The organism is Embleya sp. NPDC005575 (assembly GCF_040605455.1).
Taxonomy (GTDB): domain Bacteria; phylum Actinomycetota; class Actinomycetes; order Streptomycetales; family Streptomycetaceae; genus Embleya.
The window spans coordinates 65430-80117 of the sequence record NZ_JBEXCV010000012.1; the positions used below are offsets into that span (position 1 = coordinate 65430).

The 14688-nt window shown below is 70.0% G+C and carries 13 protein-coding genes and 1 pseudogene; 8 read left to right on the plus strand and 6 right to left on the minus strand.

Annotated elements, in window-relative coordinates; all coding sequences use genetic code 11:
• Positions 1 to 52 precede the first annotated feature (52 nt).
• The 4 genes from ABZS54_RS06500 to ABZS54_RS06515 all read right to left on the minus strand — a co-directional run bounded on the left by ABZS54_RS06500 (position 53) and on the right by ABZS54_RS06515 (position 4270).
• The gene (locus tag ABZS54_RS06500) at positions 53 to 1582 is read right to left on the minus strand and encodes a GMC family oxidoreductase N-terminal domain-containing protein (protein WP_355531699.1); all 1530 of its coding nucleotides are present in this window, start codon (positions 1580 to 1582) and stop codon (positions 53 to 55) included.
• A gap of 82 nt (positions 1583 to 1664) precedes the next feature.
• Positions 1665 to 2501 carry a sugar phosphate isomerase/epimerase gene (locus tag ABZS54_RS06505; protein WP_355531701.1) on the minus strand — a complete coding sequence of 279 codons (837 nt, stop codon included), beginning with the start codon at positions 2499 to 2501 and terminating at the stop codon, positions 1665 to 1667.
• Positions 2502 to 2835: 334 nt separating this feature from the next.
• Positions 2836 to 3051 (minus strand): hypothetical protein, encoded by a 216-nt coding sequence (locus ABZS54_RS06510; protein ID WP_355531703.1) that lies wholly within the window; start codon positions 3049 to 3051, stop codon positions 2836 to 2838.
• 181 nt (positions 3052 to 3232) lie between these two features.
• Complete coding sequence (locus ABZS54_RS06515) at positions 3233 to 4270, minus strand: LacI family DNA-binding transcriptional regulator (protein ID WP_355531705.1); 1038 nt, start codon at positions 4268 to 4270, stop codon at positions 3233 to 3235.
• 221 nt (positions 4271 to 4491) lie between these two features.
• On the opposite strand from ABZS54_RS06515, the gene rhaI reads away from it, so the two are divergent.
• The 7 genes from rhaI to ABZS54_RS06550 all read left to right on the plus strand — a co-directional run bounded on the left by rhaI (position 4492) and on the right by ABZS54_RS06550 (position 12071).
• The gene (gene rhaI, locus ABZS54_RS06520) at positions 4492 to 5658 is read left to right on the plus strand and encodes an L-rhamnose isomerase (RefSeq protein WP_355531707.1); all 1167 of its coding nucleotides are present in this window, start codon (positions 4492 to 4494) and stop codon (positions 5656 to 5658) included.
• Between the two features lie 49 nt (positions 5659 to 5707).
• Positions 5708 to 7759: a bifunctional aldolase/short-chain dehydrogenase gene (locus ABZS54_RS06525; protein ID WP_355531709.1), complete on the plus strand. Its 2052-nt coding sequence runs from the start codon at positions 5708 to 5710 to the stop codon at positions 7757 to 7759.
• 119 nt (positions 7760 to 7878) lie between these two features.
• The gene (locus ABZS54_RS06530) at positions 7879 to 9366 is read left to right on the plus strand and encodes a rhamnulokinase family protein (protein WP_355531711.1); all 1488 of its coding nucleotides are present in this window, start codon (positions 7879 to 7881) and stop codon (positions 9364 to 9366) included.
• A gap of 140 nt (positions 9367 to 9506) precedes the next feature.
• Entirely contained in the window at positions 9507 to 9965 is a 459-nt protein-coding gene (locus ABZS54_RS06535) for an SRPBCC family protein (protein WP_355531713.1), read from the plus strand.
• Positions 9962 to 10300 (plus strand): helix-turn-helix domain-containing protein, encoded by a 339-nt coding sequence (locus ABZS54_RS06540; protein ID WP_355531715.1) that lies wholly within the window; start codon positions 9962 to 9964, stop codon positions 10298 to 10300. Before ABZS54_RS06535 ends, ABZS54_RS06540 begins: the two co-directional genes overlap by 4 nt.
• A 189-nt stretch (positions 10301 to 10489) precedes the next feature.
• The gene (locus ABZS54_RS06545; protein WP_355531717.1) at positions 10490 to 11302 is read left to right on the plus strand and encodes an SDR family oxidoreductase; all 813 of its coding nucleotides are present in this window, start codon (positions 10490 to 10492) and stop codon (positions 11300 to 11302) included.
• Positions 11303 to 11309: 7 nt separating this feature from the next.
• Positions 11310 to 12071 (plus strand): isocitrate lyase/phosphoenolpyruvate mutase family protein, encoded by a 762-nt coding sequence (locus tag ABZS54_RS06550; protein ID WP_355531719.1) that lies wholly within the window; start codon positions 11310 to 11312, stop codon positions 12069 to 12071.
• 66 nt (positions 12072 to 12137) lie between these two features.
• On the opposite strand, the gene ABZS54_RS06555 is transcribed toward ABZS54_RS06550, so the two are convergent.
• Complete coding sequence (locus ABZS54_RS06555; RefSeq protein ID WP_355531721.1) at positions 12138 to 13481, minus strand: protein kinase; 1344 nt, start codon at positions 13479 to 13481, stop codon at positions 12138 to 12140.
• A gap of 94 nt (positions 13482 to 13575) precedes the next feature.
• Between ABZS54_RS06555 and ABZS54_RS06560 the strand changes: the two genes are divergently transcribed.
• On the plus strand, positions 13576 to 13809 hold the full coding sequence (locus ABZS54_RS06560) for a hypothetical protein (RefSeq protein ID WP_355531723.1): 234 nt from the start codon (positions 13576 to 13578) through the stop codon (positions 13807 to 13809).
• Between the two features lie 124 nt (positions 13810 to 13933).
• On the opposite strand, the pseudogene ABZS54_RS06565 reads toward ABZS54_RS06560, so the two are convergent.
• Positions 13934 to 14476: pseudogene (locus ABZS54_RS06565) on the minus strand (RNA polymerase subunit sigma-70); the annotation flags it as partial.
• Positions 14477 to 14688 lie beyond the last annotated feature (212 nt).

Genomic DNA, 14688 nt, shown 5'->3' on the forward strand with positions numbered 1-14688 from the left:
CCGGAGGCCGGCCGACCGCGACCGGAGCCATTCGAGCACCGGGAGCCGTCGGCTACTCGGCCGCCGCGATCAGCTCCGCGCCCAGTTCGCCCAGGGCGGTCGCGAGCAGGTGGGTGTTGGCGCGCGGCACGGTCGGCACGACGGAGGCGTCCACGATGTGCAGGCCGCGCAGTCCGTGCACCCGCAGGTTCGCGTCGACGACGCTCGACGCCGAGTCGGTGCCGATCCGACACGTGCCGACGCCATGGTAGAAGGCGTAGTGGGACTCGGCGAACGAGGCGCACAGGACGTCGTCGGATATGGCCAGGACGGCCCGGGCGGCGTCCGGGTCGAGGGCGAGGCCGGAGGCGGCCACCACGCGCGCGGCCAGGCGCACGCCGATCGCCAGGCGCGCCAGGTTGTCGCCGTCGGCAGTGAACGGCCAGGAGATCCGGGCCGGCGCGTCTGGCGCGGCGCCCGTGGGGACGACCGATCCGCAGCCCTCGGGCAGTTGCAGGGCGACGCTGATCTCGATCTCGCGCGTACCGTCCGGATTGCGCCGCGCGACGGGGGTGAGCTGGAGGTCGTGCGTGCGCCCCCGGCCGGGACAGGCCGTGGTGCGCGCGATCGTCTGGAGTGTCGGCCCGCCGTCGGGCACCGCGTCCGGGTGGACCGCCGCCCGGTACGACACGACCATGTGGTCGCTCAAATTGCGCCCCACCGCGGGCAGTTCGTGGACCGGTTCGAGGCCCAGCGCGGCGATGTCGCGCGCCGGTCCCACGCCGGAGCGCCACAGCAGCAACGGGTTCTGCACGACGCCTGCGGACAGCACGACACGGTTCGCGTACACGCGCTCGCCGTCGACCAGTTCGATGCCCACCACCCGGCCGTCGGCCAGCAGGACGCGGTGCACGTGGGCGTCGCCGCGTACGGTCAGGTTCGGCCGTCCGCGCGCGGCGTCGAGGTAGGCGACGGTGTTCGACACCCGCTCCGTGCCGCGCCGGTTCATCGGGATCGGGCCCACACCGGTGGACCCGGGGAGGCTGTGGTCGGGGCAGTACGGCAGTCCCGCGGCCACGCATCCGTCGACGAAACCGCGTTGCAACGGTGTCCAGTCCGCCTTCGGGTGTCGCAGGATCGGGATCGGCCCGGCATCCCCGTGGTGGGGTTCGTCGCCGAAGTCCAGGTCGTGCTCGATCCGGTTGAGGTACGGCAGCATCCGCTCCCAGCGCATCCCCTCCGGCCACGACGCGAAGTCCTCGGGCTCCGGCCGCATCGCCACCGCGCCGTTGGTCGCGGACGAGCCCCCGATGCCGCGCCCGCGTGCGTAGTTGAGGATGCGCCCGCCCGTGGAGGCGACCTTGTCGCCCCAGTTGTACGGCCAGGCCACCGGCCGTGACAGGTGCCGCAGTTCGTCCGGCAACGCGTCGGCGTCGTGATCGGGGCCGGCCTCGACCAGCAGAACCGAGCGGTCCGCCCGCTCCGACAACCGGGCGGCCAGGACGCACCCGGCCGAGCCCGCACCGATGACGACGACGTCGAAGGTGCCCGGCCCGTCGCTGGGGGATGCACCGGTTCGGGGGTTTGCCTGTACGGGTGACATGTGCGATTCCTCTGCTTCCATTGCTTCCACTTTCCTGACCACGGACCGACTCCGGTGCGCTGCGCGAAGAACCTCGCTCCAGCTACCCGAAGCGCATCGCCGCCGATTCCCAGACCGAGCGCGACGACGCGAGTGTGGCGTCGGCGAACTCTCGGAGGTCGGCGGTGCGCCACGCCTCGGAGAGGAGTTCCACGCTGACCACCCCGTCCACCCCGTCCACCCCGTCGTAACCCTTCGCCAGGAGCGTCGCGCAGAATCGGTCGAGGTCCAGGACCCCTCGGCCCGGCAGGACGCGTCGGTGCATGGACTCGTGGTGCACGTCGTCCGAAATCGGCTCGGGTGCGTCCGCGAACTGCACGAAGCCGACGCGATCCAACGGCAGTGCGGCCAGGTCCACCCACGTGCTCGGGCCGCGGAAGAAGTGCCAACTCTCCACGACCAGACGCAGGTTGGGGTGCGCTACCCGATCCAGCAGGCGCAGGGCCTCGGGGATCGAGTCGACGTGCCGGGTGGGCAGGAACTCCAGGGACAGACCGATCCGCTCTTCGGCCAAAGACCGGGCGCACTCGGTGGTGTTCGCCACCACGGCGTCGTCGATCCCGCCGGTGACCACGCACAGAACCTGCGACGGGCGCAGCACCGTCGCCATCCGAAGCACCTGTTCCAGGCTGTGCAGCGTGCTCGCCTGGTCTGCGGAGATCGACAGCGAGACCAGTTCGTAGCAGGGCAGGCCATGGTGCTTCAAAAGCGCGGCGAGGTCGCGCGTGGAAAGGCCGGCGCGCTCGTGTGCGAGGACGGAGAGGACGTCGAGCCCGATGAGGTCGTAGCCGGCGGACGCCGCCGCGTCAATCTGCTGCGGGAGGGTGGGCGGCAGCCCGTAGTAGGTCGAATGGTTGAAGGTGTTGAAGCTGTAGCGCATCGAAACCTCGAAAGCTGTGGGGGAGTCGGTACGGGACACGCGCCGCCACACGAGCGGTCGTCGATGTGCGGCGCCGGCATGGCAGCCGGATGAGATGACCGGGTAGCGGCCGGCGCATGGGGGTTCTTTCACGACGCTCCCGCAACATATGGCGGCCGCCTACTTATGTGTGACATCTACACGAAATCAGATGGCGGGCCGGATCCTCGTCTTGTGAATGTCATCATAACCATGATAGCCATCATACGAACTGACGAAGCATCAGATTCTGGCCTGCGTCAACGCTCCTGCGGACGAGGAGTTCGGTGTGGCCGTGCCCGACGACAACCCGGCCTCACGCCGGATCACCCACCCGGAACTGCTCCACCGCCCCCGGCGAGCGCGCCCAGGCCCGGCGCCTGCTCGAACTGCTGGGACGCCGCGTGCCGGATCGGGGCGGGCACTTCTTCACCCATCCCCAGTGCACGTACCACTTCGGGCTGCGGCTGCCGTCCAGCGCCGACCGGGTGATGGGGCGCGGAATGCCGATCTCCTGCAACCACGGCCTCATGATCGACCACGTCGCCGGCCGGATCGACGCGTTACGCGCCCATGGCCGAGGGGCGATTCGGTTGCCGATCAGGCGCCGGGATCGGAGAACCACACGGGTCCGGGGCCCGGGGCGCGGAGGTCGGGGAGCGAGCCCCGCGACGGCCTCCACGGTTTGCTCGATGACGTCGTCGTAGAGCCGCTCATCGGTCGACGACGAGGGCTGCGGAGCGGCTGGAGTCGCGGACGACCAGTTCCGGCCGCAGCACGATGCGCTGATGGATGTGGTCGTCGTCGGCGTTTCCGTCGGTCTCGGCGAGCAGCAACTCGGCGGCCGTGCGGCCGATGCGGGCCGCGGGCCGGCGTACCGAGGTCAGCGGGACGGCGGCCGCCGCCGCGAACTCGATATCGTCGTAGCCGACCAGGGCGATGTCGTGGGGCACCCGCACGCCGGCGGCGTACAGGGATTGCAGCATGCCGAGAGCCAGCAGGTCGTTCGCGCAGAACACGGCCGTCGGACGCGGTGACATGCCCAGGAGTCGGGCGCCGGCGTCGCGGCCGGCGGCCACGTCCGTGCGGTCGGAGTCGATCGACATCAGCGCGTCGTCGGCGAGCCCGCTCTCGCGGATGGCATCGAGTCCGCCGGCGAACCGGTCGCGGACCTGGGCAAGGTGAGTGGGGCCGCCGACGTAGGCGATTCGCCGGTGCCCGGAGGAGACGAGGTGGCGAACCGCCATGGCCCCGCCGAGGACGTCGTCGACCGAGACGGAACAGCCTTGATCGGCGGGCAGGGAACGGTCGACCAGGACGAAGGGAATGCCCCTGGCCCGCAGGAGTTCGACGGAACGTCCACTGGTGTCCGCGGGGGTCACCAGCACGCCGCGCACCCGCTGCTCGGCGAAGAGGGACAGATAGTCGGTTTCCTCGGCCGGGCTACCCGCGCTGTTGCAGACCATGACGCCGAGACCGACGTCGCGCAGCGCGCGTTCGGCGCCCTTGGCCATTTCGGCGAAGAACGGGTTGGCCAAGTCCAGGACGAGCATGGCGACGATGCGGCTGCGCCCGGCGCGGAGCTGACGCGCGGTCTCGCTGCGGACGTAGCCCAACTGCTCGATGGCCGCGCGTACCCGGACCCGGGTGTCGTCGGAGACGAGTTCGGGGTTGTTGATGACGTTCGAGACGGTCCCGACGGAGACTCCGGCCAGACGCGCGACGTCCTTGATACCCGCTTTGCCGCTCACGCGCGCCGCCTCCGCATCGTTTCAAGTCGGTACCCGACCGTTCGTTCATGGTAGGTGCAGACCCGGTCGCCACCGCGCGGCGGTCCCTGTGGCCGCCCGCCGCCCGCCGCCCGCCGCCCGCAACACGCCCGTTGACAGCGGGCTGATTCGTGGATAGCTTGCGCGCGCAATTGAAACGTTTCATTCGATCGTTTCAGGGCTGCTCAGGACATGGAGTCGAGATGGCGTCCACGACCGCGGTGCGTGCCGCGCTGAAGACCCAGCGGATCGAGACGCCCTCGTGGGCGTACGGGAACTCCGGGACGCGGTTCAAGGTGTTCGCTCGGCAGGGGGTGCCGCGGGATCCCTTCGAGAAGCTGGCCGACGCGGCCCAGGTGCACGCGTTCACCGGAATCGCCCCGTCGGTGTCGCTGCACATTCCCTGGGACAGGGTCGACGACTACCCGGCCCTGGCCGGGCACGCCGGCGACCACGGGGTGACCGTCGGGGCGATCAACAGCAACGTGTTCCAGGACGACGACTACATGCTGGGGTCGGTGACCAACCCGGACCCGCGCATCCGCCGAAAGGCGACCGATCACCTGCTGGAATGCGTCGACATCATGGACGCGACGGGCTCCCGGGACCTGAAGCTGTGGTTCTCGGACGGCACGAACTACCCGGGCCAGGACGACATTCGAGCACGTCAGGATCGGCTGGCGGAGGCCCTGGCGCAGGTGTACGCGCGGTTGAGTGGCGACCAGCGGATGATTCTGGAGTACAAGCTCTTCGAGCCCGCGTTCTACACGACCGATGTGCCGGATTGGGGCACGGCGTACGCGCACTGCCTCAAGCTGGGCGACCGGGCCAAGGTCGTCGTCGACACCGGGCACCACGCGCCGGGCACCAACATCGAGTTCATCGTCGCGCTGCTGCTGCGCGAGGGCAAGCTCGGTGCGTTCGACTTCAACTCGCGGTTCTACGCCGACGACGACCTGATGGTGGGGGCGGCCGACCCGTTCCAGCTGTTCCGCATCATGCACGAGGTCGTGCGCGGTGGCGGGCTCGACGCGGACGCCGAGGTCGCGTTCATGCTCGACCAGTGCCACAACATCGAGCCGAAGATCCCCGGCCAGATCCGCTCGGTGATGAACGTCCAGGAAGCGACCGCCAAGGCGCTGCTCGTCGACGCCGAGGCGCTGGAGGCGGCGCAGCAATCCGGCGACGTGCTCGGCGCGAACGCGGTGCTGATGGACGCGTACAACACCGACGTCCGCCCGCTGCTCGCCGACCTGCGCGGCGAACTGGGCCTGGCGCCGGACCCGATGGCCGCCTACGCGGCATCCGGCTACGCCGAGCGCATCCGCGCCGAGCGGGTCGGCGGTGCCCCGGCCGGCTGGGGGGCCTGACCGCCGCGACCGACCGACCACTTCCGTACCGACCCAAGGGACACGCCTCATGAAGCCACCGACGAACCCGGCGGTGGAAGCGTTGCTGCACCGCTCCCACACCCTGGGCGCCGACTCGCGCAATACCAACTACGCCGGGGGCAACACCTCGGCCAAGGGCACCGCACTCGACCCGGTCACCGGCCACGCCGTCGAACTGATGTGGGTCAAGGGCTCGGGCGGCGACCTGGGCACTCTGACGGAGAGTGGCCTGGCCGTCTTGCGGCTGGACCGGTTGCGCACGCTCGTCGACGTCTACCCGGGCGTGGACCGCGAGGACGAAATGGTCGCCGCGTTCGACTTCTGCGCGCACGGCACCGGGGGCGCCGCGCCCTCGATCGACACCGCGATGCACGGCCTGGTCGACGCCGCGCACGTCGACCACCTGCACCCCGACTCCGGGATCGCGTTGGCGACCGCGGCGGACGGGGAGAAGTTGACCGCCGAGTGCTTCGGCGACGCGGTGGTGTGGGTGCCCTGGCGGCGCCCCGGCTTCCAACTGGGCCTGGACATCGCGGCGATCAAGGCGGCCAACCCGCGGGCGATCGGCTGTGTCCTCGGCGGCCACGGCATCACCGCCTGGGGCGACACCTCCGAGGAGTGCCGGCACAACTCGCTGCACATCATCCGCGCCGCCGAGGCGTTCATCGCGGAGCGGTTCGACGCCGCCCGGCACCCGTTCGGAGAGCTGCTGCCGCGGCACGCGCCGCCGGCCCAGTCGCGGCGTCGCGCCCGAGCCGCGGAACTCGCGCCGCTGCTACGCGGGTTGGCCTGCACCGACCGGCCTCAGGTGGGGCACTTCACCGACACCGACGTGGTGCTGGACTTTCTCGCCCGCGCGGAACACCCCCGCCTCGCCGCCCTGGGCACCTCGTGCCCCGACCACTTCCTGCGCACCAAGATCCGTCCGCTCGTCCTGGACACCGCGCCCGAAGCGCCGCTGGAGAAGGTGATCGCGCGTCTGCGTGAGCTGCACGCGTCCTATCGCGAGGAGTACGGCGCGTACTACACCCGGCACGCGACCTCGCACTCGCCCGCGATGCGCGGCGCCGACCCGGCGATCGTGCTGGTGCCCGGCATCGGGATGTTCTCGTACGGCAAGGACAAGCAGACCGCCCGGGTGGCCGGAGAGTTCTACGTCAACGCGATCGACGTGATGCGTGGCGCCGAGACCGTCTCGACGTACGCCCCCATCGAGGAGGCCGAGAAGTTCCGCATCGAGTACTGGGCACTGGAAGAGGCCAAGCTCGCCCGGCTGCCCGAACCGCGGCCGCTCGCGACCCGGGTGGCCCTGGTCACCGGCGCCGGCTCCGGCATCGGTAGGGCCATCGCGGAACGCCTCGCCGCCGAGGGCGCGTGCGTCGTGGTCGCGGACCTGAACGCCGAGAACGCGGCCGCCGTCGCCGCGGAACTGGGCGGAGCGGACCGGGCGGTGGCGGTCACCGTCGACGTGACCGACGAGGAGCAGATCAAGGCCGCGTTCACCGAGGCCGCTCTCGCCTACGGCGGTGTGGACCTGGTCGTCAACAACGCCGGGATCTCGATCTCCAAGCCGCTGTTGGAGACCACCGCCCGCGACTGGGACCTCCAGCACGACATCATGGCCCGCGGCTCGTTCCTCGTCTCGCGCGAGGCCGCCCGGCTGATGATCGACCAGCGCCTCGGCGGCGACATCGTCTACGTCGCCTCCAAGAACGCCGTGTTCGCGGGCCCGAACAACATCGCCTACAGCGCCACCAAGGCCGACCAGGCCCACCAGGTACGCCTGTTGGCCGCGGAACTCGGCGCGCACGGCATCCGCGTCAACGGCGTCAACCCGGACGGCGTCGTGCGCGGATCCGGCATCTTCGCCGCCGGCTGGGGCGCCCGGCGCGCCGCTGTCTACGGCGTCGAAGAGGACAAACTCGGCGAGTTCTACGCCCAACGCACCCTCCTCAAGCGCGAAGTGCTCCCCGAACACGTCGCCAACGCGGTCTTCGCCCTGACCGGAGGCGATCTCTCCCACACCACGGGGCTGCACATCCCCGTGGACGCGGGAGTTGCCGCGGCCTTCCTGCGCTGAGTCGCACCAGCGACACGCAAGGCCGTCGCTGCCGCTGCCCGGCGAGTGAGGGTTCGCCGGTCGGCGGTACGGCTGAACAACACGGAAAACCGGAACCCAGACGATTGCCGAGGTCCGCCATGTCCAAGCCCGATCAGCCCGCCGCCTTCGCGGCGGTGGACCTCGGCGCGTCCAGTGGGCGGGTGATCGTCGGCCGGATCGGGCACGACACCGTCGACCTGACCGAGGTCCACCGGTTCCCCAACACGCCGGTGAGCGTCGGCGGCGTGCTGCACTGGGACATTCTCGATCTGTACGCGGGGGTGCTCCACGGACTGTGCGCGGCCGGACGGACGGCCGGGCGGATAGCCGGCGTCGGCATCGACTCGTGGGCCGTGGACTTCGGGCTACTGGACGCCTCCGGCGCGCTCCTTGGCAACCCCGTGCACTACCGCGACGCACGCACCGACCGCATCCCGGAAAGGGTGTACGAGACGGTGCGACCCGACGAGCTCTACGCCAGGACAGGCATCCAGCACGCCCCGTTCAACACCGTCCATCAGCTCGTCGCCGTCCGCGGCACCGCCCAGTTCGCCGCCGCGCGCCGCGTGTTGCTGATCCCGGACCTGCTCGCGTACTGGCTGACCGGCCAAGCCGGGACCGAACTCACCAACGCCTCCACCACCCAGCTTCTCGACCCGGTTGCGGGGCAGTGGGCCGACGACATGGCCAAGCGCCTGGGCATCGACACTTCGCTGTTCCCGCCGCTGCGCAAACCCGGCGACCACGCCGGCTTCCTGCGCGACGACGTGCTGGCCGAGACCGGCCTGACCGGGCCGGTCTCGGTGACGGCGGTCGCCTCGCACGACACCGCGTCCGCCGTCGTCGGCGTACCGGCCGAGGACACGCGCTTCGCCTACATCTCCAGCGGCACCTGGTCGCTCGTCGGTCTCGAACTCGATGCTCCGGTCCGTACCGAGGACAGCCGCCGCGCCAACTTCACCAACGAACTCGGCGTCGACGGCACGATCCGGTATCTGCGCAACATCATGGGCCACTGGCTGCTCCAGGAATGCATGCGCCAGTGGACCCACGAGGGACGACCACAAGAGCTGACCACCCTGCTCGCCGCGGCGGCCGACGTGCCGCCACTCGGATCGATCGTCGACGCCGGCCACCCGAGCTTCCTTGCCCCCGGCGACATGCCCCGGCGCATCGCGGACGCGTGCACGGCCGCGGGCGATCCCGAGCCGAACACCCCCGCCGAACTCGCCCGGTGCGTCTTCGACAGCCTGGCACTGGCCCACCGCGAGGCGATCATCGACGCGCAACGCCTGTCCGGACGCGGCGTCGACACGGTGCACATCGTGGGCGGCGGTGCGCGCAACGCGCTGCTGTGCCAGGCCACCGCCGACGCGTGCGGGCTGCCGGTGGTCGCGGGACCGGTGGAGGCCGCCGCGCTCGGCAACCTCCTGGTGCAGGCCAGGTCGCACGGAGCCGTCGGAGGCACACTCGGTGAACTGCGCTCGCTGATCCGCCATACCCAGCACCTGCGCACCTACCTGCCGCATGGCACGCGGGCATGGGACGCCGCCGCACGGCGGTTGGCCGCGCGCCGCGCCCACTGACCCGCCCCGACCGCCAACGGTCCGTCGGCGACGGGCGACCTCGAACTCGACGCCACGGTCATTACGCAACACAAGGTTGCGGATCGCGGGCACCGCGGCTAACGTAATGCGCAACCGATGGTTGCTTATTGGAGGTCGTTGTGGAGTTCGGAAAGTTGGAACGCGAGATCCGCATCGACGCGTCACCGGAGATCGTGTTCGATGTGGTGAGTCGTCCCGAGCACATCAAGATGTGGTGGTCCGATGACGCGTCGTTCGAGCCTGCGCCGGGCGCGGTCGGCGAACTGGTGTGGGGCGACCGCGCCGGAGTTGAGCCGATCACGGTGGTCGACGTGGATCCGCCCCGCAAGTTCGCGATCCGTTGGATCGCTCCGGATGGTCAGCTGCCCGACGCGGACAACTCTCTCCTGATCACCTTCGAGCTCGAGCCCTCCGGCGACGGCACGATTCTGCGCCTGACCGAGAGCGGCTGGCGGGAGAAGGGTTGGGAAGCCGCTGTGTTGGAGGAGGCCTTCCACGACCACGAGCGCGGCTGGGACACGTTCCTGCCCAGGCTGCGGAGCTACGCCCCTTCCGGCCCTTTTGCGGTGGCGCAATGACCGTCGCCGTCGACGACGAACTCTGGTCGGCGATCGGCGACCCGATCAGGCGCCGCCTGCTCGACCTGCTGCTCGCGGAAGGGGTCGGTACGCCGACCAGCCTGAGCGATCGTCTCCCGATCTCGCGCCAAGCGGTCACCAAGCACCTGGGCGTCCTCGATCGCGCAGGCCTCGTGCACGCGACACCGATGGGCCGCGAGCGACGCTACGAAGTCGACGAGACGCAACTCTCCCGCGCCGTCCGGCAACTGAACGAGGTCGGCAAGACCTGGGATGCGCGACTGAACCGCATCAAGCGCATCGCGGAACAGATCCAGCGTCAGAAACAAGACTGACCAACAGGCACGGCGCCGGAAGAGATCCCTGGCGACCTCGTCGACCGTTGTCGGCATCCCGATCGCCTGAGCCGCAGGCTTCCTGAAGCCTTGGTAATCGCGGACGCGACGGAACTCGTGGCGGCGACGATTGGACCATCGAGCGCGTAATCATTTGGAAGAATCAAAAATCACCTTCGGAGGACGCATATGAGTGGATTGCTGCTCGGCGACAAGAACGCTGTGATCTATGGAGGCGGGGGTGCCATCGGCGGCGCGATCGCACGGGTATTCGCCCGGGAAGGCGCAAGGGTCTTCATCGCCGGGCGGACGCAGGCGAAGCTCGACGCGGTGGCGCGTGACATCGCCGCCACGGGCGGAACAGTCGAGACCGCGGAAGTTGACGTTCTCGATCAACAGGCGGTCGAAAAGCACGCCGATGCGATCGCGGCGACAGCCGGCAGCATCGACATCGCCCTCAACGCGGTGAGTGTCATGCACGACCAGGGAACTCTGCTGGCGGACCTCTCGCTGGAGGAGTTCATGCGGCCGATCGACGGCTTTCTGCGGACGCTGTTCATCACCAGCAAGGCCGTGGCACGGCACATGGGTCGCGAGCGTCCTGGCGTCATCCTGACGTTGTCCGAGCCCGGTTCCAAACTGGCTGTGGGCGGCATCCTGGGGCACAGTGTGAGCGCGGCCGGCAAGGAGGCCTTCTCGCGGGTTCTGGCCGCGGAGCTGGCACCCGGCAATATCCGGGTGGTCGGCATCCGTCCACACGCCGTCGTCGATGCGCCGGCAGCGGGTTCCTATACCAAGGACCTCTTCAAGCAAACTGCGGCAGCGGCCGGGCAGTCGGTCCAGGAATTGCTCGAAGGCGGCGGGATGGTGGAGGGGACTCTTCTCAAGAGGCTGCCCACGCTCTCTGAAATCGCCGAGACGGCCGCGTTCCTGGCTTCGGATCGAGCCGGAGCCATGACCGGAACGATCGTCAATCTGTCCGCCGGCGCACTTGTCGACTGAGGCCGCCATGTCAGATCAGGCCGACAAGGCCAAGCTGCTTCGTTCCCTGCACGTCCCGGGCGCTCCGCTGGTGCTGCCGAACGCCTGGGACGTGGGCAGCGCCCGCGCCGTCGTCGACGCGGGCTTCCCGGTGGTCGCGACCGCGAGCAACGCGATCGCCGCCGCTCTGGGCTACGAGGACGGTGAGGGCGCCCCGAGCAAGGAGATGATGTTCGTCGCCCAACGCATCGCAGCCTCGGTCGACGTGCCGGTCACCGTCGACGCCGAGGCCGGCTACGGGATGGCGCCGGAGGAACTGGTCGAACTGCTGAGCGGGATGGGAGTCGTCGGCTGCAACATCGAGGACAGTGATCACGCCAACGGCGGCCTGATCGACGTCGATGTCCGCGCCACCTACATCGCGCGGATGCGCGCAGCCGCCGACCGTATCGGGGTGCCGCTGATCATCAATGCCCGGATCGACTCCTTCTTCCCCACCTCGCCTCTGGCCGAGAATCACAAGCGTGCCGATGCGATCAGCAGGGCTGAGGCGTACTGGTCGGCCGGCGCTGATTGTGTGTTCCCTCCCGGAGCCGGGCCGGACGACCTCCGGGCCATCGTCGCCGAGGTCGGCGCGCCGGTGAACGCTGGTCTTCCACTGAAACGCGGGTCGCTGGACGAGCTTCGTGCAATCGGTGTGGCCCGGGTCTCCGTGGGGCCCCAGCTGTACCGCAGCGCACTCGACCACCTGCGCACCGATCTCCAGCCTCTCTTCGAGGCACGGAAGTAACGGACGGTGCCCACGAGGTGAGCCGCCGTGGCGGGCCGGACGACCTTGGTCCGGTGGCGTATGGGTCTACTTCGCCGGCTTGCTGGGAGGTTCGCCGGGTTTGGATTTCTTTTCCTTGGTCTTGGTGTCGCTTCTCGGCACCTTGTTCGAGCCTCGGGTCGGGGGCTCGTCGCCGGCGGGGGAGGAGACCTGGTTGTCGGCGGCGGCGGTTGTTCCCCGGGGCAGAGTGGGAGCGGTCGCGCGCGTGGGTAGCGCCGGGGACGTCGGGGTGGAAGGCGTCGTCAAGGGCGCGGTGGGTGGGGTCGAGGGCTGCGTGGCAGGCGGGAGGGGCGCGGTGGTCGGTGCGGGGCGGCTGTTGTCCGCGTCCGGGGCGGCGTGGTTGTCGAGGACCGCCACGGTTGCCCCGGTCGCACCCAGGATGATGCCGGCGACCACACCCGCGGCCGGCAGGCGATGTCGTCTCCGCCGCACCACCTTCGTACCGGATGCAGCCGAGGCCGAGGTCGACGGAGGGATCTCACCGACGGGCGTCTTGTGGGTCGTGACTTCCGATTCGGGTGGCGCGCCGGACGTGGGCGTGGACGACGACGCGGCGGCTTCGAGCAGGCGCACGCACTCGGCGGCGCCGGGCCTGGCGGCGGGATCGGTTCGCGTCATCGCCTCGATCACGCAGGCGAGTTCGCCGGGCACGTAGGACGGGATGTGCGGCGAGCGCAGCGAGCGAGCCAGGGCGGCATCGAGGGAGGCTCCCGGATATTCGCGTTCGCCTTTCAGCGCCTCCAGCAGGACCAGGCCGAGGGCGTGGACGTCGCACGCGGGCCCGGAGCCCTGACCGAGGATCTGTTCGGGCGCGAGGTAGGGGATGGTGCCGACGATCGTGCCGGGTGTGGAGCGGGTGGGTTCGTCGACGAGACGCGAGATTCCGAAGTCCGCCAAGTACGGGGCGTCGCCGGGACCGATCAGGACGTTGGACGGCTTCACGTCCCGATGCACGATGCCGGCCGCGTGTACGTGTCCCAACGCCGAGGCCAGCCGCGCGCCGAGCCTCGCCACCCGGTCACCCGTCAGGGGGCCGTCGAGTAGGTGCTCCCGTAGGGTGACGCCCCTGATCAGGCGCATCACCACATACGTGCAACTCTCGTGCCAACCGACATCGTGCACCGTGACCAGGGCAGGATGCGTCAATCGGCCCAGCAACACCGCCTCCTGGCAGAAGCGTTCCGCCGTCACCGCGCACGCGCCGGGTCGGAAGATCTTGACCGCGACCTCCCGCCGCAGTCGCAGATCGACGGCCCGGAAGACGTCGGCGGTACCGCCCGCACCCAGCAGCTGCCCCAGGCGATAGCGACCGTCGAGGATGCCGCCGCTGCGTGGAAGGGGACGCCGTATTCGGCGCGGTAGTGCCGTCATGCAATCTCCCCGGCTCGGTCCCGACAATGCCCGGGTCCCTACCCACCCTTCGCCCCCACATGCCGAAGCAAGACCCGAACGCCGAGAACTCCGCGTGCGTTGCGGGACAAAAGGCGTACTGCCGCTCGCGGGAAACGATCCGGCCCTGCGGATCCCGCTGCTCCGCGAGTTCGTCGAAGACCGGCTCGCGCTAGGCACCGTCTCGGCCGGCGAGATCCGCGCCTGGAGGCACGGCCGGTTCTCCTTCGAGGGCCTGTTGCGCCGTCAGCCCGCTCATGCCGCGCCCAACCAGCGGCCGCCCCGCGGCGCACAGGGACGCACGCCGTAGCCTCAGAGACCAATATTTATCGGACCGACCCGCGGCGTGGGCGTCGCGCAAGCCTTGGCCGTCGCCCATCACGCGGGCCTGGTCAACCGCGACATCAAGCCCTCCCCCCGGAGTTCTCGCGGCGGTCGGCCAGGGTGGCTCGGGCCCGCTGCAGGGCGCTGTTGACCGAGGCGATGCTGGTGCCGTGCAGGTCGGCGACCTCCCGGGCCGAGAAACCCAGGACCTCTCGGAGGATCAGCGTGGCCCGCTGCTTGGGCGGTAGGTGCTGAAGCGCGGCGACGAAGGCGAGCCGCACGGACTCGCCGGCCGTCGCGCTCACCTCCGGATCGCCGGTAGGGCAGGGCTCCACCCACAGGGTCGCGCTCGATGGAGCCCCAGGCGGCGTGCCGCCCTCACTCGGGCCGGACAGGTCCATCGGCAGCGCCCGCCGCTTGCCGGAGGCAAGGGCATCCAGGCACACGTTGGTGGCGATGCGGTACATCCACGACCGCAGCGCCGACCTGCCCTCGAACCGCTCGATGTTCCGCCAGGCCCGCACCATGGTCTCCTGTACGGCGTCCTCGGCCTCGGCGTACGCCCCCAGCATCCGATAGCAGTAGCCGGTCAGCTCCCCCCGGTACGCCTCCAGTCCGTCCGCCGCTGTGTCTGTCGTCCCCGTGTCCCCCATGCCGCACTCCTTCGAAGAGATGGCCCCAGGTCGCCAGCCCGGGGCCTCACCGTAGGGCGAGGTGCACACCTGGAGGTCGGCCACGGTGTACACGGCTCGCGGGTCCCGTACCGGATCGGGACGGGAGCGGACGCCGCCCCGCCGCCGTATCCCCACCTCGACGTATACGCCCACCGGGGTGTCGGCGCTCAGGGCACGCTGCGCCGATCGGT